Origin of the sequence: Natronomonas gomsonensis, from assembly GCF_013391635.1 — an archaeon.
Taxonomy (GTDB): Archaea; Halobacteriota; Halobacteria; order Halobacteriales; family Haloarculaceae; genus Natronomonas; species Natronomonas gomsonensis_A.
On the sequence record NZ_JACAWU010000002.1, the window covers coordinates 678913 to 697828 of the forward strand.

An 18916-nucleotide genomic window follows, 5' to 3' on the forward strand; every position below is an offset into this window, starting at 1 on the left:
CTGTCAGTTCACTCGAGGTCGAAGCGGTCGAGTTTCATCACTTTGCTCCAGGTGTCGACGAAGTCCTGGACGAACTGCTCTTCGCCGTCGTCGGCCGCGTAGGCCTCCGCGATGGCCCGAAGCCGCGAGTTCGAACCGAAGATGAGGTCCACGCGGGAGCCCTTCCACTCGACCTCGCCCGTGTTACGGTCGCGTAGCTCGTAGACGTTCTCCGAGACCTGCTCCCACTCGTAGCTCATGTCGAGCACGTTCTCGAAGAAGTCGTTGGTCAGCGTCTCCGGCTGGTCGGTGAAGACGCCGAGGTCCGTGTCCTGATAGTTCGCGTCCAGCGTGCGCATACCGCCGACCAGAACCGTCATCTCGGATGCCGTCAGTGTCAGGAGGTCCGCCCTGTCGACCAGCAGCTCTTCTGCCTTGCGGTCGGCTTCCTCCTCGTCGATGTAGTTCCGGAACCCGTCTGCCTTGGGTCGGAGCGCCTGGAAGGATTCGACATCGGTCTGCTCCTGTGAGGCGTCCGTGCGTCCGGGCTCGAACGGGACCTCCACGTCGTATCCGGCCTCCGCTGCCGCCTGCTCGACGGCCGCGTTGCCACCCAAAACGATGAGGTCGGCCAGCGAGACTCTCGTTCCGTCGGACCGGGAACTGTTGAACTCCTCCTGGATCCCTTCGAGGGTCCCCAGCACCGTCTCCAGCGCTTCGGGCTCGTTTACCTCCCAGCTCTTCTGCGGTTCGAGTCGGATGCGTGCGCCGTTGGCGCCACCGCGCTTGTCGCTGTCGCGGTACGTCGCCGCCGCCGCCCAGGCGGTCTTGACCAGCTGGGAGACCGACAGGTCCGACTCGAGAATTTCCGCTTTGAGCGCGTCGGTTTCCTCGTCGCCAATCAGGCCGTAGTCGACATCGGGGATGGGGTCCTGCCAAATCATCTCCTCGTCGGGAACCTCCGGCCCGAGGAACCGCTCCGGCGGGCCCATGTCGCGGTGGATGAGCTTGTACCAGGCCTTCGCGAAGGTCATCCCGAACTCCATGGGGTTTTCCTGGAAGCGTTCGACGATTTCCCGGTAGTCCGGGTCTCGCTTGAGGGCGATGTCCGTGGTCAGCATCATGGGCGTGACCTTCTCGGAGGGGTCGTGGGCGTCCCGTGCGGACTCGTGGAGTTCCTCGTCGACTGGCGTCCACTGCCACGCACCGCCGGGGCCCTTCTCGGGTTCCCATTCGTAGTCGAGCAGGTTGTTGAGGAAGTCCATGTCCCAGTCGGTGGGCGACTGCGTCCATGGGCCCTCGATGCCGCTCGTAATCGTGTCGGGACCTTTGCCCTCGCCGTAGTCGTTCTCCCAGCCGAGTCCCTGATTCTCGATGGGAGCCGCTTCGGGCTCCGGACCGAGATGGTCGTCGGAGTCGGCACCGTGGACCTTGCCGAACGTGTGGCCGCCGGCAATCAGCGCGACCGTCTCCTCGTCGTTCATCGCCATTCGGTCGAAGGACTGACGGATGTACTTCGCGGACTCTTCGGGGTCGGGTTCACCGCCCGGTCCTTCGGGGTTCACGTAGATGAGGCCCATGTGGTCGGCGGCGAGGTCACCTTCGAGGTTGCCCTCTTCGTCGTGCCGCTTGTCCGCCATCATCTCCTCTTCGGGCCCCCAGTCGACGCCCTTATCGGGCGCCCAAGCGTCCTCGCGGCCGCCGGCGAAGCCGTAGGTCTCGAAGCCCATCGACTCCATGGCGACGTTGCCAGCGAGGACGATTAGGTCGGCCCACGAGAGCTTGCGGCCGTACTTCTGTTTGACGGGCCAGAGGAGTCGGCGCGCCTTGTCGAGGTTTGCGTTGTCGGGCCAGCTGTTGACGGGTGCAAAGCGCTGTGTGCCGCCGGAGGCACCGCCGCGACCGTCCGTGGTGCGGTAGGTGCCGGCGCTGTGCCACGCCATTCGAATGAACAGCGGACCGTAGTGGCCGTAATCAGCAGGCCACCAGTCTTGGGAGGTCGTCATCACCTCCTCGAGGTCTTGTTTGACGGCTTCGAAATCGAGTGACTCGAACGCTTCGGCGTAGTCGAAGTCCTCGTCCATCGGGCCGACGCTTCGTGCGTTCTGATCGAGAATATCCAGGTCCAGCTGGTTCGGCCACCAGTCCTTGGGAGACTTTCGGCCTGAACCCATCTCGGAGGCAGGGGTGTCGTCGTTCATCGCGGTACGTACCCCTTGGAGGAACGCGGATACAAAAGTTTGGATTGTAAAACGGAAAGGTTCCCTTTCGAAAGGGACAGATTATTTTTCCGAACCGACGCTCTCGGCGACCCACTCGCCGAACGAGGGCCGGACGGCTTCCTCGTCGAACCGCTCGATGCAGGGAACGTCGTATGGGTGTAACTCCTCGGTTCGTGACTCCAATGCGGTGTATTGTTCGTCGGTCGTCTTCGCGAGAAGGATGACTTCCTCATCGGAGACGACATCTCCGTCCCAGCGATACGTCGAGCAGCAGTCGAGTCGGTTGACACACGCCGCGAGGCGCTCCTCGACGAGCGTCTCGGCCAGTTCGGTGGCGGCCTCCGGTGGAGCCGTGATGTAAACCGTCGGCATCAGGCGTCGGCGTCGACGTTCGGCTTGCCCTCGACGGGGTTGTACCGACCGTTGATGTCCCACTCGTGGATGCAGTGTTTGTTGCCGACCTGTCGCTCGCCGTCCTCGACGGCGATGACCCAGTTCTGTGTGTCGGCGTCCCAACGGTCGGTCCGACCGCACAACTCACAGCGGCGCTCCGTCGGGGGAACGATTTCGTCTGCCATACCCGAAGGGAGGAGGCCCTACATAATCAAGGGACCGCTCGAACGATGTGACGAATCCGTCCCGGTGGGGTCATTAACGCCGAGCACGAAGGGCGGGTATGCGACGGCGCGAGTTACTGGCGGGGCTTCCGGCAGTCGGGCTTTCGGCGGTTGCCGGCTGTACCGTCGGTGGCGAACCGCTCGAACCGGACGACCTGACGCTGTCCGCCCCGGCCTTCGAGGACGGCCGGATTCCCGAGCGGTTCACTTGCGATGGCAAGGGCATCTCGCCGCCGCTGGTCGTCGAGGGCGTCCCCGACGGCCCGGAATCACTCGCCATCGTCGGTGAGTGGCTCCGGAGTTACGGGTCCGCCACCATCTGGTTGCTGTGGAACCTCCCGGCAGAGGGTCGTCTGGAACTCCCGGCGGACATCCCAAACGATGCTCACGTCGAGTCGGTCGAGGGGGCGAGACAGGGAACTAACGACGAGGGGTTCGTCGGCTACCGCTCGCCGTGTCACGAGACGCCGGGACGAAACGAGTACCGGTTCAACGTCTACGCCCTGGAGTCACCGCTATCCATCGAGGGCGGTGCCGACCGCGACGTCTTCGACGAGGCCCTCGAAGGGAGGGTCCGCTCCAGTACGACCCTCACCGCGGTTTACGAGCGGTTCTAGAAGTCCGGAAGGTCGTCGGGAGCTTCGTATTCGGCCTCCCAGTCGATGTATTCCTCTTTCAGCGTCCGGCTGACCGTGTCGCCGAACTCGGCCAGCGCCGCGTTGATACCGGACACCGTCTCCCAGGAGTTCAATTCGGGGTGGAGTTCCCGCTCGCGCCAGTCCTCCGGGATGCCGGGGGCGTGGTAGCCAACCCGGTCGGCGAAGTCGTCCCAGAAGAAATCGAACTCGGCGAATAGGCCGAGCTCCTTGGCGACGGCGAACTCCTCGGCGTCGAGGTCGGTGTGTGCCGCCCACTCATCGAAGGCATCGTCCCAGGCGCCGTCGGCGAGTAACTCCTCCAGTTCCTCGCGGCGGTACTCTGTCCCCTGTACGTCCACGTCGTCGTACTCGCCGGTGTCGACCTCCGGCAGTTCGGGCGGTGCGGGCGCGTCGACGTTCAGTCCCATACCGGCCGTACGTCGGGGAGGATGAAACCACCTCCGACGAACCCCGACGTGGAACACGGCACGGCTCACCCACGTTTAACACCGGTGACGGAGTACCTCCGGACATGCGTATCCTAGTTCCGTACGACGGCGCCGAGCAGGCCCGAAAGGCGCTCGACCACGCGGTCGAGCGCTACGGCGACGGCGAAATCGTCCTCCTGTACGTTCAGGACTTAGTCGCGGCGGGGTACGAGGCCTCCCCCGGGGCGGCACTGCCGGGGTACTGGAAGGAGTGGTACGAGGAGGCTCAAACCGAGGCCGAACAGTTGTTCGAGGAAGCACAAGCGCGCGTCGATGTGGACCTCGAGACCGAATCCGTCGTCGGCCGCCCGGAACGGGCAATCGTCGAGTACGTCGATGACAACCCGGTCGACGCCGTCGTCATCGGGAGCCACGGCCGCAGCGGCGTCTCCCGGATTCTCCTCGGCAGCGTCGCGGAGACGGTCGTCCGCCGGTCGCCGGTTCCCGTTACCGTCGTCCGCTAGCGCGGCGCGTCGTCGAGCGCCTCCTCCAGAAGCTCTTCGCCCCGCTCCGAGGAGACGGTCAGTTCGGGCACCGTCGTCGTCGTTCGGTCGTCGTCTATCGCCACGAACACCATGTAGGACTCGGTTGTGAGCTGTGTCTCCTCTCGCCCGGGGTTCTCCCGATACACACGCGTCCTGATGTGGATGCTGCTCGTTCCGGCGCGGAAGACGTAGGACTTGACGAGGGCGACGTCGCCGACCTCGATGGGGCGCTTGAAGTTCACCTCGTCCATGTGGGCCGTCACGCAGGTCTCCCCGGAGAAGTGCATCGCGCTCATCGCACCGGCTTCGTCCATCCACTTCATCACGTTCCCCCCGTGGGCGGTGTCGAGGTTGTTCGCGTGGTTCGGTTGGACGATCCACCTGTTCTCGATGAGCGTGTCCAGTAGGTCCGTCATCGCCGGTGTATCGGACGGCCGGCGTGAAAAGACCAGTCGGTTCCCTAGGGTCCCAATCGGGAGCCACCCCTCCGAGTTCGTCCCGACACACGTAAGCCGCTCGCCCGACTGAACCCGACAATGAGCGAAGACGTCGAGGAGGGCTCCGTCCAGGTCGTCGGGACGGCGCACGTCTCCGAGGCGAGTGTCGAAGAGGTCGAGGACGTCATCGACGAGGAACGACCGGACGTGGTCGCCATCGAACTCGACGAGGGGCGGTACCGCCAGATGAAAGGCGAGACGCCCGACGACCTCGACGCCGGCGACCTGTTGCGCGGCAACACCGTCTATCAGTTCCTCGCCTACTGGATGCTCTCCTACGTACAGGCGCGTCTCGGCGACCGTCTCGACATCGAACCCGGTGCCGACATGAAAGCCGCAATCGACACCTCCGAGGCGCTAGGCATCGACGTGGCGCTCGTCGACCGGGACATTCAGGTGACGATTCAGCGCTTCTGGGCACGGCTCTCGTTTCTGGAGAAACTGAAGCTCGTCGGAAGCCTCTCTATCGGGTTCGGAACGCCCGTCGAAGTCGGCATGGGCGTCGGCATCGGAGTCGGATTGGTCGTCTCGATACTCGCGGGCGCCCTCGCGGGACCGTTCGTCGTGCCCGCCGGCATCGGACCGGGTATTCTCGTGGGCATCGCCGACACGCTTTTGGTCGCGTTGGCGGTCGGCCTCGGCTTCGGAATGGTACTGACCGCCATCCTCGAACGGATGGTCCCGGAGGAAGACATCGACGACATAGACATCGAACAGATGACCGACACCGACGTGGTCGGCGCGATGATGGAGGAGTTCCGGCGATTCTCTCCGGGCGGTGCGGAGGCCCTCATCGACGAGCGGGACGCCTACATCGCCCACCAACTCGTCGCGTTGCGCGACCAGGGCAAACACGTCGTCGCCATCGTCGGCGCCGGACACCGCGAGGGCATCGAACGCTACCTCGAACGCCCGTCGCTGTTGCCGCCGATGGCGGAGTTGACCGGCCGAACCTCCGGCAGTCGGTTCTCGCTGTACAAACTGTTCGGCTACCTGTTCACGCTTGGCTTTCTGGTCTTTTTCGTCCTGCTGGCTATCGCGACCTACACAGGCGTCGAGGGTGCCTCGAGCGAGTTGCTGTTCCGGCTGTTTGCGGCGTGGTTCCTCGTCAACGGAATACTCGCATTCGGCCTCGCCAAACTCGCGGGCGCCCACTGGCGCTCTGCGGGTGTCGGCGGCGGCATCGCGTGGCTGACGAGCGTCAACCCGCTGCTCGCGCCGGGGTGGTTCGCCGGCTACGTCGAGTTGCGGTATCTCGACGTGAACGTCAGCGACATCTCGACGCTCAACGAAATCCTCTCGGACGAGGAGGCGCCGATTCGAGACCTCTGGCGGAACCTCAGGGACGTGCCGTTGTTCCGGCTCATCATGATAGTCGCGCTGACGAACGTCGGGAGCTTCGTCGGGAGCGTGCTCTTCGCGACGGTGTTGCTGCCGTACGTGTTCGCCGGGTCGGGAATCGAAGGCGCCGACGGCGTCGCTCGGCTGATGCTCGAGGCGGCTCGAAACAGCGTCGACCTGCTAACGGGGGCGGTCGCATGAGCGGACTCACGCTCGCGGACGTTCGGTTCTACCCGGACGAACTTCGGGACTTGGCTATCGCATGGGGCGCGTTGGGACTGGCGTTTACGCTGTTCATCTTCGTTTCGACCGGCCGGCAGGTGTTCCCCGATATCGCAGGCGCCGTCACGTCGCCGCTCTTCGTTCGCGTGTTCGCGCTCAGCGTGCTGACCGTCGGGGTCGGGTTCCTCCTCCACGAGTTGGCTCACAAGGTCGTCGCGGTCAGGTTCGGCCAGATTGCGGCGTTCAAAGCCGACTACGCCATGCTCGCGCTGTGTGTCGGAGCCGCCTTCGCTGGATTCCTCTTCGCCGCGCCAGGAGCAGTGTATCACCGCGGACGAATCACCGAACGGCAGAACGGACTGGTCTCGGTTGCTGGCCCGCTGACGAACGTCGTCCTCGTCGCCGTGTTCCTTCCGTTCGTCTTCTTCGGCGGATTCGTCGGCGAACTCGGGCAGTTGGGCGTGACCATAAACGCCGTCCTCGCGGCGTTCAATATGATTCCGTTCGGGCCCCTAGATGGCAAAAAGGTGATCTCGTGGAGTAAAGCCGTCTTCGCGGTCGTCTTCGCCGGCACGGTTTTGCTCGCCGCCGGGGCGTTCATTTTCGTCGGCTTCCCGTACTAACCGACTTCAAGCGCCGAAATCGCTGGAGGGTATTTATACTGGAACACCGCATCTCCACCCGTGAGCTACACGTATCGGGAGACTGTCGTCAGAACGACCCCGGTCGTGCTCATTGGGGGGCTGGGAGTGACGCTGCTCGTCGCTGCCGCACTCTACCTGTGGCAGCATCGACCCACCGTCCCCTCGACGGCCGTCGTCATCGGGTTCGTCTTCGCGCTCGTCGTCGTCGCTTCCGGAGCGCTTCTCTACGTGAGCCTGCGACTCGCTCGAACCCAACTCGACAGTCAAAAGCGGTGGTGGGCAAGTCTCTGGACGCTGCTCGGGTTTGCCGGTATCGTCGCTATCGTCGCCCTCGCCCAAGGCTGGCGGTCGCTGCATCAGTCGATGGACCCAACGGTGATGTTGGGCGAATTGTTGCTCGCGGGGACGGCCGGGTCGGTCGCCGGCTTGCTCATCGGCGTCTCGACCGTCGATTCGATGACCTCGGACGAGGCGGCCGAGCGACAGCGCGACGGCCTCGTGTTCGTCAATCGGCTGCTCCGACACAACGTCCGGAACAGCATCCAGGTCATCCAGTCGTACGCCGACCTCGTCGAAAGCGAGACCGCCGATGACACCGTCGCCCGCCATTCGGAACTCATCGCCGAACGCTCACGACACCTCAACACGGTCATCGACGAAGCACAGACGCTGACCGAGTCGCTATCGGGCGGATTGTACCTCACGTCGACGGACCTCTCGTCGACGTTGCGATGCGTCGTCGAGGCGAGAGCGGAGGCGTCGCCGGAGGCGACGTTCCGAACCGACATCGAGGACGGACTGTCGGTTCACGCCGACAGCCTCATCGACACGATATTCGAGAACTTGCTGTCGAACGCGGTCGAACATCACGACGGAACGCCGACAGTGACGGTGACCGCAGAGCGGACCTTCGGTGAAGTCGTCGTGCGCATCTCGGACGACGGTCCGAGCATTCCACCGGAGAAACGGGAGAGTTACTTCCAGCCCGGAACCCGAACCCCCGACAGCGACGGCGAAGGGTTCGGGCTGTATCTCGTCAGAACCCTGGTGTCCCGATACAACGGTGAGGTGACCATCGAGGACAACGAGCCACGCGGCACCGTCGTGACTGTTCGACTCCCAGCGGCGTGAGCCAACCGACGCGCTTTTGCTCCGGTCGGACCGCCCATTGGATATGACCGACGAGAACGACGAGGGACTCACCTACGCGGAGACGGGCGTCGACATCGACGCGAGCGAAGCCGCGACCGCCGCACTCATCGGGGCCGTCGGCGAGTTCGAGGGCGACTACGCCGGGTTGGTCGACATCGGCGATCGGTATCTCGCTCTCGCGACGGACGGCGTCGGGACGAAACTGCTCGTCGCTGAGGCCCTCGACGACTACTCGACTATCGGCATCGACTGCATCGCGATGAACGTCAACGACCTCATCGCGACGGGAGTGACGCCCGTCGCCTTCGTCGATTACCTCGCGGTCGACGCTCCGGACGACGACACCTCCGAGGCAGTCGGCGAGGGGCTCTCGGCGGGCGCGGAGCGCGCCGAAATCGCCCTCGTCGGTGGCGAGACGGCGGTGATGCCCGATGTCATCAAGGGGCTGGACCTCGCCGGCGCCTGCGCCGGACTGGCGACGGAGGACGAGCTGTTCGACGGCGAGGCGCAGGCCGGTGACGCCCTCGTTGGACTTCCATCCTCGGGGATTCACTCCAACGGACTGACGCTGGCACGCGAGGCCGCGACGCTGAACCACGAGTACACCGACCCGTTCCCCTACGACGACCGAACCGTCGGCGAGGTGTTGCTGGAACCGACGCGCATCTACCGGGAGGTACTCGAACCGCTCCACGCCGTCGAGACGCACGCGGCGGCCCACGTCACGGGTGGCGGGTGGACGAACCTCTCGCGAATGGGCGAGTTCCGCTACGCCATCGACGACCCCTTCGAGGCCCAGCCGGTGTTCGAGTTCGTCCAAGAGGAGGGTGACGTGAGCGACGAGGAGATGCACCGGACGTTCAACATGGGAACCGGCTTCGTCGCGGCGCTGCCCGATGACGACGCCGACGCCGTCGTCGACGAACTCGACGACGCACGTGTTATCGGCAGCGTCGAATCCGGGGATAGCGTCGAGGTTCGAGGTCTGGAGTTGTAGGCGAACAGGCGAGGCGAGACGGTGGCGGTCGACCCTGCCCCACGCTCCCGCCTTGGGGGCCGACCGCCGACGCACGACGCATACGCCGGTTGGTCCCGTTTTGGTACTTGAACCCTCGGACCGACCGTAACACGGGCCGGTGGCTTTTTGTATAACTGTTAGTTATTGGTTCGTATGGGAACCGACCTGCCGACGCCGGCGGACCTCCGTGAGCGGCGGACGAGTCTGGAGTTGACCCAGAGCGAACTGGCCGACCGCGCGGACGTGTCACAGCCACTCATCGCGCGCATCGAGGGGGGCGATGTCGACCCGCGACTCTCGACGCTCCGGCGTATCGTGGGGGCACTGGACGAAGCCGAAAGCGCGGTGATGCACGCGAACGACATCATGCACGAAGGCGTCATCAGCGTCGCGCCGGACGACAGCGTCCGCGAGGCTATCGACCTGATGGTGAAAGAAGGCTACTCACAACTCCCAGTCGTCCGGGACGGCCGACCGCAGGGAATCATCTCGAACTCGGATATCAGGCAACTCGACGATGAGAACGCCGGCGAACTCCCCGTCGCCGACGTGATGCGGGAGGCGATTACGACGGTCGAACCCGACGCCACCCTCGACGAGGTCAACGCCCACCTCAACCATCAGGACGCCGTGATGGTCGTCAGAGACGGGCAACTGGAGGGTATCATCACCGAGGCCGACGTCGCGGCCCACATGTCCTAGTTGTCGTCGTCTGCGTCGTCGGTTTCGAATACCTCGATGACTTTCAGCGGAACGTCACGGAGCGCGCCGCCGACTTCGCTCTTCGCGATGCGGGAGGCGTGCTGTTTGCTGTCGGCGTTGAACACTTTCATCTCCAGCAAGAGGCCGACCAACGCGGTGTCGGCGGCGATGAAGGCAGAGTCGAACGCCTCGCCACAGGCCGGACAGGGCGTCGCTCCGACCTCGACTTCGACGTAGTCCATCTCTTCGCTGTTGAGCCGTTTGCCGGCTTCGCTGACGGCCACCCCGATGGCGTCGTCTATCTCCTCGACGTCACGCACCAGCCACGCGGCTTCCATCGCGACGAGGTAGTTGCTCATACCCGAACCCTGCGGCCCCCGACGGATAGCCCTATTGTTTCAGGAGCGCCGACTCGCGATCCCGTCTGTCTATCGCTGAATCGGATCGCGCACGTCACCGCCAACGTTCTCATAAGTTATGGCGATGACGCTGGCCGGATACGTGGGTAATCCACCGACGCCGACGGCTACACAACCTCAGTTCGTCGAAACACAAATCGACTGGAATCGCATGACTGCAGGGCCGCTGTTCTGCACGATTTATCATTCGACACGGCGACACGAGAGGAAAGCTTATATCCACCTACCTGATTGCCACGACCGAGATGGAATCCAAGGCGTACCGGGCGGTCGTGTTCGCTCTGTACCAGTTCAGCATCGTCCTCGGCATCACCCTGCTCCCCGTCGGGCTCGTGGCCAAGCGAGCGGGCATCCCGTTCCCCATCGGGCGACTCGTCGAGCGGCTCGGCGAGGCGCACGAGAAAGCGGAATCGGCGGCCTGACCGGAAGGTTTTATCTGCGGTCGGTTTCTACCGCAGTGCAATGCGACAACCAGACACCTCCCTGCCCCGCACCGGTCAGGACCACACCCTCTCGCCGTACGAACCCGAACTCGGCGAGGTGCCGTCGAACGACCTCTCCGCGGACGATTTGGAGGGCGTCAACAAGACCGGAACGACCACCATCGGCATCACGACCGCCGAGGGCGTCGTCATCGCGACGGACATGCGCGCCTCCCTCGGCGGCCGGTTCGTCTCGAACAAGGACGTCCAGAAGGTCGAACAGATTCACCCGACGGCCGCACTGACGCTCGTCGGCTCGGTCGGCGGCGCTCAGTCCTTCATCCGCTCGCTCCGCGCGGAAGTCAACCTCTATGAGGCCCGTCGCGGCGAGGACATCTCCATCGAGGCGCTGGCCACGCTAGCGGGGAACTTCGCCCGTGGCGGCCCGTTCTTCGCAATCAACCCCATCCTGGGCGGCGTCGACGACGACGGCCACCACGTCTACTCCATCGACCCCGCCGGCGGCGTGATGGCCGACGACTACACCATCACCGGCTCCGGGATGACCGTCGCCTACGGGACCCTCGAACGCGAGTACGAGGAAGGAATGAGCAACGAGGAGGCAAAGCGCGTCGCCGCCTCCGGCATCAAATCCGCCGTCGAGCGCGACACCGGCTCCGGCAACGGCGTGTTCCTCGCCACCGTCACCGAGGAGGGTGTCGACATCAAGGGCCACAAGGACTTCGACGACGTACTGTAACGCCGCAATCTCTCACTTTTCAGCCGTTCTCGCTTCCGTCCACCGGTCGTCCGTAGCCTGCGATGTTCGACCGGAGTCACATCATTTAATCCCGGTACCTGCCAAGCCGACAGCGATGGAGTTCGCCGCCTTCGCCGACCGCGCCGCCGAGATGGAAGCCGAGCCTGCGGACCTCGAAACCGTCGCGCTCGTGGCCGACCTGTTCGTCGAGGCCGGTGAGGAACTCGACACGGTTGCCCGGTTCGTGCAGGGTCGGGTGTTCCCCGCCCACGACGGGACGAAACTCGACATCGGGCCGTCGCTGTGTTACGAGGCGCTGGCGAAGGCCGCCGGAACGAACGTTTCGGCCGCCGATATCGAGGACCGACTGGCCGAGGTAGGCGAAATCGGCGCCGTCGCCGAAAGCCTCGATTTGGGCGGCCAGCAGGGCCTTTCGGCCTTCGGGGCCGGTGGGGCCGAAGCGCGCACTGTCTCGGAGGTGGACGACCAACTCCGGTCGCTTGCGGCCGCCGAAGGGTCGGGCAGCACCGACACGAAACTCGACACGCTGTTCGGACTGTTCAACCGCGCCGACGACCTCGAAGCCCGCTTTCTCGCCCGTCTCGTGTTGGGTGAGATGCGCATCGGCGTCGGCGAGGGAACCGTCCGCGACGGGATTAGCGAGGCCTTCGACGTACCGGTCGAGTCGGTCGAACGCGCTCTACAAGTTTCGAACGACTGCGGACTCGTCGCCGAGACCGCCCGCGAGGAGGGGGAGGCGGGACTCGACGAGGTACGCCTCGAAGTCGGCCGCCCCGTGAAAGCCATGCTCGCACAGGCCGGGACCGCCGTCGACGCCCTCGAGGAGTGGGAACGAGCGGCCGTCGAGACGAAGTTCGACGGAGCGCGGGTACAGGTCCACCACGACGGCGAGACGACGCGGTTGTTCTCCCGGAACCTCGAAGACGTGACCGACCCGCTGCCGGAGGTCGACGAGTTCGTCGACCGGGAACTGGATGTACCGGCTATCCTCGACGGCGAAGTCGTCGCCGTCGACGAGGCCGGCGACCCGCTACCGTTTCAGGAAGTGCTCCGTCGGTTCCGCCGCAAGCACGACGTAGCCGCGACCCGCGAGAACGTCGCCGTTGAGTTACACGCCTTCGATTGTCTCCATATCGACGGCGAGGACTTGCTGGACGCACCGCTCGTCGAGCGACACGACCACCTGCGTGACCTGCTTTCGTCGGGCGTTTCGGAGTTGGTCCTGACCGACGACGCCGACGCCGTCGCCGACTTCGAGGCCGAGGCTCTCGATGCCGGCCACGAGGGAATCATGCTCAAGAACCCCAACTCGTCGTACACGCCGGGAAATCGCGGAAAGAACTGGCTGAAGCGAAAGCCCGACGTGGAGACGCTGGACCTCGTCGTCACCGGTGCCGAGTGGGGGGAGGGGCGTCGGGCGAACCTGCTGGGGACGTTCCTGCTTTCGGCCCGAACGCCGGACAGCTACGAGACGCTCGGGAAAGTCGCGACCGGCATCACCGACGACGAACTCGCGGCGTTACACGACCGACTGGAGCCGTACGTTCGTTCCGAATCAGGCACCGAGGTCGACATCGAACCGGCCGTCGTCTTCGAGGTCGGATACGAGGAGATACAGCGCTCACCGACGTACTCATCAGGGTACGCCCTTCGCTTTCCGCGGTTCGTCGGCATACGAGAGGACAAATCACCCGACGACGCCGACAGCCTCGAACGCGTCGAACGGCTCGCTGACGCCTAATTCCGGGTCTCGAGGTCGTCGAGACGCGCTTCGAGGTCGTCCAGCCGGTCGATAATCTCCTCGAGTGCCTCCTCGGCGGCGGTACAGTCGTCGAGTTCCTCGATTCGCCGAGCGAGTTCGTCGTGTATCTCGCTCGTCGTCGCTCGGTACTCAGCCAGTTCCTCGCTCGCCGATGCCGGCGCCAAGCCACCGGTGTTCCCCGATGATTCCAGTTGCGTGACACGCTGTTTCAGCTCCTCGTCCGTCGCCATACGAGTCAATTGGGCCACCATCTCATAAACCGAGCAGCGCACTTTCAGCGCGTGAAAAACCGCCGGGCTTGTGGTGTCGGAACGCCTCCCACCGAATATGCTCGAACACGAGGGGCTGAAACTCGAGTGGCTCGGCTACGCGACACTCCGACTCGAAGCCGCCGGAACCGTCGTGTATCTCGACCCTGGTCGGTACGGTGTTCTCGACGGCTACGACGGCGGCGACGGGAATATCGTCTGCATCTCCCACGACCACCACTACGACACCGACGCGATTCGACGCGTCGTAAGGGACGACGCCACAGTCGTCGTCTTCGAGGGCATCAACACCCACCACATCGACCGCGGCGTAGAGCGGCCAGCCGACCTCCCCTACGAGGTTCGGGAGGTCGACGCCGAATCCGATATCGCCGTCGACGACGCCATCGTCCGGACGACGGCAGCGTACAACGACCCCGGCGGTCCACACGTCAGACCCTCCGGCGAGCCGTATCACCCGAAAGGCCGCGGCTGTGGCTTTCACGTCACGCTGGACGGCGTTTTGGTCTACTGCCCCGGCGACACCGACGTACTGGCGGGCCACGAACACCTCGACGTGGACGTGTTCTGTCCACCCATCGGCGGAACGTTCACGATGGACCGCCACGAGGCGGCCGACCTCGCCGAGGCGATGGACCCCGAACTGGTCGTCCCGATTCACTACGACACGTTCCCCGAAATCGAAACCGACGCCGAGGCCTTCGCCGAGGACCTCCGCGAGCGGGGTGTCGCCGTCGAACTCGACGGTTAGACGAACGCCTGTATCGTCACGACGACGGCACCGAGCAACGCCAGCGCCAGGAGGACACGGAAGGCGACGGCGACGTAGGGCTCATCGCGGACGAGACTGCGGTCGCTCGACTGCGGGTCGACCAGGCGCTCGCGGAGTGCCGACAGCGAGTATCGAGGGTCCTCGCCGTCGTCGGGAGTGACGTTCGCGGCGCCACAGACGCAGGTCTCCGGTGGATTGTCGTAGACGCGCTCGCACTCCACACAGCGCCACTTCATATCGAATCTTGGGTTCGGAGCCGTAAAAACCAGTCCCCTCCCCTACAGGACGCCCATCTCCCCGAGCCGCTCGGGTAGGTAGGTGTCGGTCACGAAATCCAGCCCTCGCGAAGCGAGTGCCTGCTGTTCGGCCTTCTTTTCGATGTCGAGTTGGAGTTCGATTTGCTCGGTCCAGTAATCGCTCTGGAATCGGGGGTCCTCCAGTTCGCTCTCGAGGGCGTTGATGTCCGAATCCGACAGCGGGTCGGTCGGTAGGTCGTACTCGACGATGTCCTCGGGCTGGATGCCGACGAACTCCGCCTCGGGCGTCGCGAGGTACTCCGAGAGGTGTGCGGATTTGATGGAGCCGTAAGCGACCGAGCCGTAGATGCGATACGACCACGGGTCGCCGTCGGTGAACACCACGACCGGCAAATCGAGTTCGTCGTGGAGTCGTTTCGTGATGCGGCGGGTCGCACGCGCTGGCTGGCCCTTGAGGTGGACGACGATGACGTTGTGTTCCTCGTCGAAGCCGTTCTCGACCAGTCGGTCGCGCATCCCACCGGTCTCGACACACAGTACGAAGTCGGCGTCGTTGTCGAGGAACTCGATAGTGTCGGGGTTGTTCGGAATCTGATAGCCGCCTTCACCCACGTCCTTCTGACAGTGAATCTCCCGCTCGCCGCGGCGGGTCTGCTCGCGGAGGAACAGCGGCCCCATAATCGTCGCCCCGGACTCCTCGGGGCGCATGTGGAAGTCCTCGCGGGTGACGCCGCTGACGATTTCGAGGTCCTCGACGAGCTGGTTTGACTCGTCTTGGCCGCCGAACTGGGCGCGCTCTTCGTCCCACGACTCAGAGAGGTAGTACAACTCACGCAGCGTCGAGGAGCGGTCCTCGTCGAGTTGGTTGGCGAGGAACTCGATGGTGTAGATGGCCTTCAGGAGTTTCTGGGCGCCGCGGACGCTGTTCGCCGACCGCGTGGAGTGGCGGTCGCCGTACACCCACACGTCGTTGTCCTCGTCGAAGACGATGTTGCTCTTCGTCCGGGTCGGTATCTGCATCGAGGGGACGTCACCCTCGGCGAACTGGTCGTAGAACTCCGCTGCGAGCTCGATGAGTCGCTCGCGGGCGAGTTCGTCCTTCACGTCGGGGTCGGTGTCTGTGCTCATGTTATGCGTTGATTGTGAGTTTCTCGGCTTCGATACCCTCGACGGAGACGTCGAAGTCGGCGTCGCCGTCGATGTCGTACTCCAGCGTCGCAGTGTCGCCGGCCGCGACCGTCGGCGACCACTTCAGGAACCACTCGCCGTCCATCTCGACGACGGTGGCGTCGTCGTGGTCGCCGGGGTCCGAACTGACGATTTCCGTGACTTCGGGTGAGACGTTCGTGTCACCGTGGTTGTGGACGGTCAGTTCGACCGTCCCGTCCTCGACGGTTCGCTCGACGAGGACGTTGTTCATGATGCGGGCCAGCGAGTCGTCGATGTCGAGCTTCTCGCGGCCGGTCACCTCCGAGAGCTTCTCGGCCATCTCCGGCAGAATCTCGGCGATGACGTTCTGTTTGCGGCGACGCTTCTCCATCGAGCGGCGCTTGTTCAGATACGACTTCAACTCGCGGGCGGCCTCACGCAAGGCGAGTTCGATTTCGTCTTCGATCTCGGGGATGTTGGCGACGGCGTCCTTCGACTCGCTCGTGAACGGCACGTTCGTCGAGGCGACGTGAATCATCAACACCGCGGGGCCGTTCGGCATCCCGGAGCCGCCGGGTTGGTCCAGCCCGTAGTTGCGCCAGTTGATGTTCTTGACCACGTCGACGGTGGCGCAGGCGCCGCGCTGGTAGACCAGCGGCACGCGATTTGCGAACCGGAGCACCTCGACGGAGCCGCCGTCTTCGAGGTCGCCCCCGTAGGCGATGCCCGCCTCGACGACGAAGGGGTCCCCGCCGTGGACCTCGGCGTCACGGGTCGCGGAGGCGTAGAAGTCCGCCTCGTACTCCTTTTCGAGGCCGGCGTAGACGAGTTCCTCCGAAATCGGAGCGAGGCAGTCCGTCGGCGGCGAGAGGATGTCCGTCTCTCGCATCGCTTCGAGCAGTCGGGCCGCAGTGTCGCGGTCGTCGGCGACGTCTTTGACTTTCGGCACTTCGTCCGGGACGCGAACCGACTGCGACCAGACCGCTTCGACGACGTTTTCGCGGGCCGTCTCGCCGAAACTGGCGTCGTCGCGCTCGATGGTCATGTCGGCGGCCCGGTCGACGAACTCCCGGAGCTCGTCGCGCGTGACGCGGTTTCGCTGGTCGTCCTGGTCGTCGAACTTGTCGGCCAGTCGGCGGGCCATCGCCTCGACGACCGCATCGTCCTTCCGACTCGTCGTGGCGTCGTCGACGAGTTCGTAGAGGTCCGACCGTCGGTCGGCGGTTATCTCGCCCCACGCCGCCTCGACGGCGTTCTCCCGAACCGTCTCTCCGAACGTCTTGTCGTACTCCTCGCCGACCGATTCGGCGTGTTCGTCGACCAGCGCGACGACCTCGCTGTGGGCGACTCGTCCGGCGTCCTCGACGCTTTCGGCAACGTTGGTAGCGAGTGTCTTCGTCGCGTCGGCGCCCTTGTTCGAAACGGCGGCGGTGACCGCCGCCCGGATATCGGCGTCTTCGTGGGCCTGCGGCGCGGACCAGGCGACCTCCCGTCCGAAGTGTCGGTCACGGAGGTTGTCGGCGACGCTGGTGGCCGTCTTCTGGCCGACGCGGGTGAACTCTCCCTGCAGGAACCCCGTCACCGAGTAGGAATCAGTCGCATCCAGCATCTTCAGAAGCGTCCCCAACTCGACGCCGTGGGGGTGGGGACGAATCTCCTCGGTCTCCGGCGGCAGGTCGTCGGTCGCTCGCTCGAACTTGAACGACTCCTTCGGTTCGTGGAATTCGATTCGTGCGTGAGGGTTCACGACCGCGGTGTATTTGATGTAATCGTGGAGTTGCTGGCGGGCCCGCATGTTGCCCTCCATCTCCAACTCGATTCGCGTCCCGTGGGGTCGTTCCCAACTGGCGCCTTCCTCGACGTCGATTTCGGGTTCGTTCGTGTCCGTGTCGATGGTCAACTCGAAGTACTGGGCGTCGCCGCCGTTGTTGGTCTTCGAGGTGATTTTCGCGGGCTTACCGGAGGTGAGTTGTGAGTACAGCACCGCCGCGGAGATACCGATACCCTGTTGGCCTCGGCTCTGTTCTCGTGCGTGGAACCGCGAGCCGTACAGGAGTTTCCCGAAGACCTTCGGCACCTGCTCTTTGGTGATGCCTGGGCCGTTGTCCTCGATGGTGAGGCGGTAGTAGTCGCCGACTTCCTCGATTTCGACGTAGATGTCCGGGAGGATGCCGGCCTCTTCGGTGGCGTCTAGGGCGTTGTCGACGGCCTCCTTGATGGCTGTGACGAGCGCCTTCGCCCCGCTGTCGAAGCCGAGCATCTGCTTGTTCTTCTCGAAGAACTCGGCGATAGAGATGGAGCGCTGGCTGCGGGCGAGCTCCTCCGCGATGGGCTCGTCGCCGCCGCCCTCCCCGAGTTGCGACTGAAACGAGGTCATTCGTTCTGTGATGAATCCCCCGGCACCTAAAACCTCGTCGCTACCGGAGTGAAAGTGAAAGCGGGCGGAGGGGCGCCTCCGATGACGCTAGTCTGACGCCGCGGAGAACGACCGGCGGCCGAACCCTTTTGCTGTCGGCGGCCGCCCTCGGCGTATGGCAACGGCCACGGAGTTCCTGACGAACACTGTCGCTCGGACGGTCACCGAACTCGCAGCGGGCGTTCAGGCGGCGATTCCACGGGTGCTCTCGGGGCTGATATTCATCACCCTCGCGTACATCCTCATCCGAGTGGTGTTGGCAGTCCTTCGGCGGTCCCTAGAGCGGATTTACTCGGACCGAGAGTCGCTCGTCGCCGACCTGTTCGTCACCGTCGTGGGCATCTTCATGTGGTTCGGCGTCGGCCTGGCGTTCCTGAAGATCGTCGGACTGGGTGACCTCGCGGCGAGTCTCGGCACCGCCGTCGGCTTCATCGCGTTGGGTATCTCCTATGCGCTCTCGGAGATGATAGAGGACACCGTCGCGGGGGTGTACCTTCTCAAGGACCCCGATTTCGAGGTCGGAGATCGGGTATCGGTCGGCAGCGTCGAGGGCACCGTCGCCGCCATCGAACTCCGGAAGAGTCGGTTCACGCTGGAGAACGGCGACACGACGATTCTCGCCAACCGAGACGTGGAGTCGAAGTGGACGAAACGGGGCGACTGA

The 18916-nt window shown here is 64.5% G+C and carries 22 protein-coding genes; 12 read left to right on the forward strand and 10 right to left on the reverse strand.

Features of this window, described 5'->3' with window-relative positions:
* Window positions 1-8: 8 nt before the first annotated feature.
* From katG to HWX69_RS11955, 3 genes are all read right to left on the reverse strand, one after another.
* Window positions 9-2180 carry a catalase/peroxidase HPI gene (katG, locus tag HWX69_RS11945; protein ID WP_178917326.1) on the reverse strand — a complete coding sequence of 724 codons (2172 nt, stop codon included), beginning with the start codon at window positions 2178-2180 and terminating at the stop codon, window positions 9-11.
* 81 nt (window positions 2181-2261) lie between these two features.
* Window positions 2262-2573 (reverse strand): divalent-cation tolerance protein CutA, encoded by a 312-nt coding sequence (gene cutA, locus HWX69_RS11950; protein WP_178917327.1) that lies wholly within the window; start codon window positions 2571-2573, stop codon window positions 2262-2264.
* Window positions 2573-2779 (reverse strand): HEWD family protein, encoded by a 207-nt coding sequence (locus tag HWX69_RS11955; RefSeq protein WP_178917328.1) that lies wholly within the window; start codon window positions 2777-2779, stop codon window positions 2573-2575. Before HWX69_RS11955 ends, cutA begins: the two co-directional genes overlap by 1 nt.
* A gap of 98 nt (window positions 2780-2877) precedes the next feature.
* On the opposite strand from HWX69_RS11955, the gene HWX69_RS11960 reads away from it, so the two are divergent.
* Complete coding sequence (locus HWX69_RS11960) at window positions 2878-3435, forward strand: YbhB/YbcL family Raf kinase inhibitor-like protein (protein ID WP_178917329.1); 558 nt, start codon at window positions 2878-2880, stop codon at window positions 3433-3435.
* Here HWX69_RS11960 and HWX69_RS11965 read toward each other — a convergent pair.
* Window positions 3432-3884, reverse strand: coding sequence for a hypothetical protein (locus HWX69_RS11965; RefSeq protein ID WP_178917330.1), 453 nt, complete (start codon window positions 3882-3884; stop codon window positions 3432-3434). The genes HWX69_RS11960 and HWX69_RS11965 overlap by 4 nt on opposite strands.
* A gap of 104 nt (window positions 3885-3988) precedes the next feature.
* On the opposite strand from HWX69_RS11965, the gene HWX69_RS11970 reads away from it, so the two are divergent.
* Window positions 3989-4408, forward strand: a complete 420-nt coding sequence (locus HWX69_RS11970) for a universal stress protein (protein ID WP_178917331.1) — start codon at window positions 3989-3991, stop codon at window positions 4406-4408.
* Here the strand turns inward: HWX69_RS11970 and HWX69_RS11975 are convergent.
* Window positions 4405-4845, reverse strand: a complete 441-nt coding sequence (locus HWX69_RS11975; RefSeq protein ID WP_178917332.1) for an acyl-CoA thioesterase — start codon at window positions 4843-4845, stop codon at window positions 4405-4407. The two genes, HWX69_RS11970 and HWX69_RS11975, sit on opposite strands and share 4 nt — an antisense overlap.
* Window positions 4846-4965: 120 nt before the next feature.
* Between HWX69_RS11975 and HWX69_RS11980 the strand changes: the two genes are divergently transcribed.
* From HWX69_RS11980 to HWX69_RS12000, 5 genes are all read left to right on the forward strand, one after another.
* Entirely contained in the window at window positions 4966-6468 is a 1503-nt protein-coding gene (locus HWX69_RS11980; RefSeq protein WP_178917333.1) for a TraB/GumN family protein, read from the forward strand.
* Entirely contained in the window at window positions 6465-7112 is a 648-nt protein-coding gene (locus tag HWX69_RS11985; RefSeq protein ID WP_178917334.1) for a zinc metalloprotease, read from the forward strand. Before HWX69_RS11980 ends, HWX69_RS11985 begins: the two co-directional genes overlap by 4 nt.
* A 60-nt stretch (window positions 7113-7172) precedes the next feature.
* Window positions 7173-8264: an ATP-binding protein gene (locus tag HWX69_RS11990; protein ID WP_178917335.1), complete on the forward strand. Its 1092-nt coding sequence runs from the start codon at window positions 7173-7175 to the stop codon at window positions 8262-8264.
* Between the two features lie 43 nt (window positions 8265-8307).
* Window positions 8308-9282: a phosphoribosylformylglycinamidine cyclo-ligase gene (purM, locus tag HWX69_RS11995; protein ID WP_178917336.1), complete on the forward strand. Its 975-nt coding sequence runs from the start codon at window positions 8308-8310 to the stop codon at window positions 9280-9282.
* A gap of 174 nt (window positions 9283-9456) precedes the next feature.
* Window positions 9457-10005 (forward strand): CBS domain-containing protein, encoded by a 549-nt coding sequence (locus tag HWX69_RS12000; RefSeq protein WP_178917337.1) that lies wholly within the window; start codon window positions 9457-9459, stop codon window positions 10003-10005.
* Here the strand turns inward: HWX69_RS12000 and HWX69_RS12005 are convergent.
* Window positions 10002-10364 (reverse strand): DUF555 domain-containing protein, encoded by a 363-nt coding sequence (locus tag HWX69_RS12005; protein ID WP_178917338.1) that lies wholly within the window; start codon window positions 10362-10364, stop codon window positions 10002-10004. The genes HWX69_RS12000 and HWX69_RS12005 overlap by 4 nt on opposite strands.
* A 305-nt stretch (window positions 10365-10669) precedes the next feature.
* Between HWX69_RS12005 and HWX69_RS12010 the strand changes: the two genes are divergently transcribed.
* From HWX69_RS12010 to ligA, 3 genes are all read left to right on the forward strand, one after another.
* On the forward strand, window positions 10670-10846 hold the full coding sequence (locus HWX69_RS12010; protein ID WP_178917339.1) for a hypothetical protein: 177 nt from the start codon (window positions 10670-10672) through the stop codon (window positions 10844-10846).
* A gap of 40 nt (window positions 10847-10886) precedes the next feature.
* Window positions 10887-11606, forward strand: coding sequence for an archaeal proteasome endopeptidase complex subunit beta (gene psmB / locus HWX69_RS12015; RefSeq protein WP_178917340.1), 720 nt, complete (start codon window positions 10887-10889; stop codon window positions 11604-11606).
* 115 nt (window positions 11607-11721) lie between these two features.
* Window positions 11722-13368: an ATP-dependent DNA ligase LigA gene (ligA, locus tag HWX69_RS12020; RefSeq protein WP_178917341.1), complete on the forward strand. Its 1647-nt coding sequence runs from the start codon at window positions 11722-11724 to the stop codon at window positions 13366-13368.
* Here ligA and HWX69_RS12025 read toward each other — a convergent pair.
* Window positions 13365-13619, reverse strand: coding sequence for a hypothetical protein (locus HWX69_RS12025; RefSeq protein WP_178917342.1), 255 nt, complete (start codon window positions 13617-13619; stop codon window positions 13365-13367). The genes ligA and HWX69_RS12025 overlap by 4 nt on opposite strands.
* Before the next feature lie 97 nt (window positions 13620-13716).
* Here HWX69_RS12025 and HWX69_RS12030 point away from each other — a divergent pair, with 97 nt between their 5' ends.
* Window positions 13717-14409, forward strand: coding sequence for an MBL fold metallo-hydrolase (locus HWX69_RS12030; protein WP_178917343.1), 693 nt, complete (start codon window positions 13717-13719; stop codon window positions 14407-14409).
* Here the strand turns inward: HWX69_RS12030 and HWX69_RS12035 are convergent.
* From HWX69_RS12035 to HWX69_RS12045, 3 genes are read right to left on the reverse strand one after another with little or no spacing between them, the layout of a single operon-like run.
* The gene (locus HWX69_RS12035) at window positions 14406-14666 is read right to left on the reverse strand and encodes a hypothetical protein (protein WP_178917344.1); all 261 of its coding nucleotides are present in this window, start codon (window positions 14664-14666) and stop codon (window positions 14406-14408) included. The genes HWX69_RS12030 and HWX69_RS12035 overlap by 4 nt on opposite strands.
* 42 nt (window positions 14667-14708) lie before the next feature.
* Window positions 14709-15815 carry a DNA topoisomerase IV subunit A gene (locus tag HWX69_RS12040; protein WP_178917345.1) on the reverse strand — a complete coding sequence of 369 codons (1107 nt, stop codon included), beginning with the start codon at window positions 15813-15815 and terminating at the stop codon, window positions 14709-14711.
* A 1-nt stretch (window position 15816) separates the two neighbouring features.
* Window positions 15817-18213 (reverse strand): DNA topoisomerase VI subunit B, encoded by a 2397-nt coding sequence (locus tag HWX69_RS12045; RefSeq protein ID WP_178917346.1) that lies wholly within the window; start codon window positions 18211-18213, stop codon window positions 15817-15819.
* 154 nt (window positions 18214-18367) lie between these two features.
* On the opposite strand from HWX69_RS12045, the gene HWX69_RS12050 reads away from it, so the two are divergent.
* Window positions 18368-18916, forward strand: a complete 549-nt coding sequence (locus HWX69_RS12050) for a mechanosensitive ion channel domain-containing protein (RefSeq protein ID WP_178917347.1) — start codon at window positions 18368-18370, stop codon at window positions 18914-18916.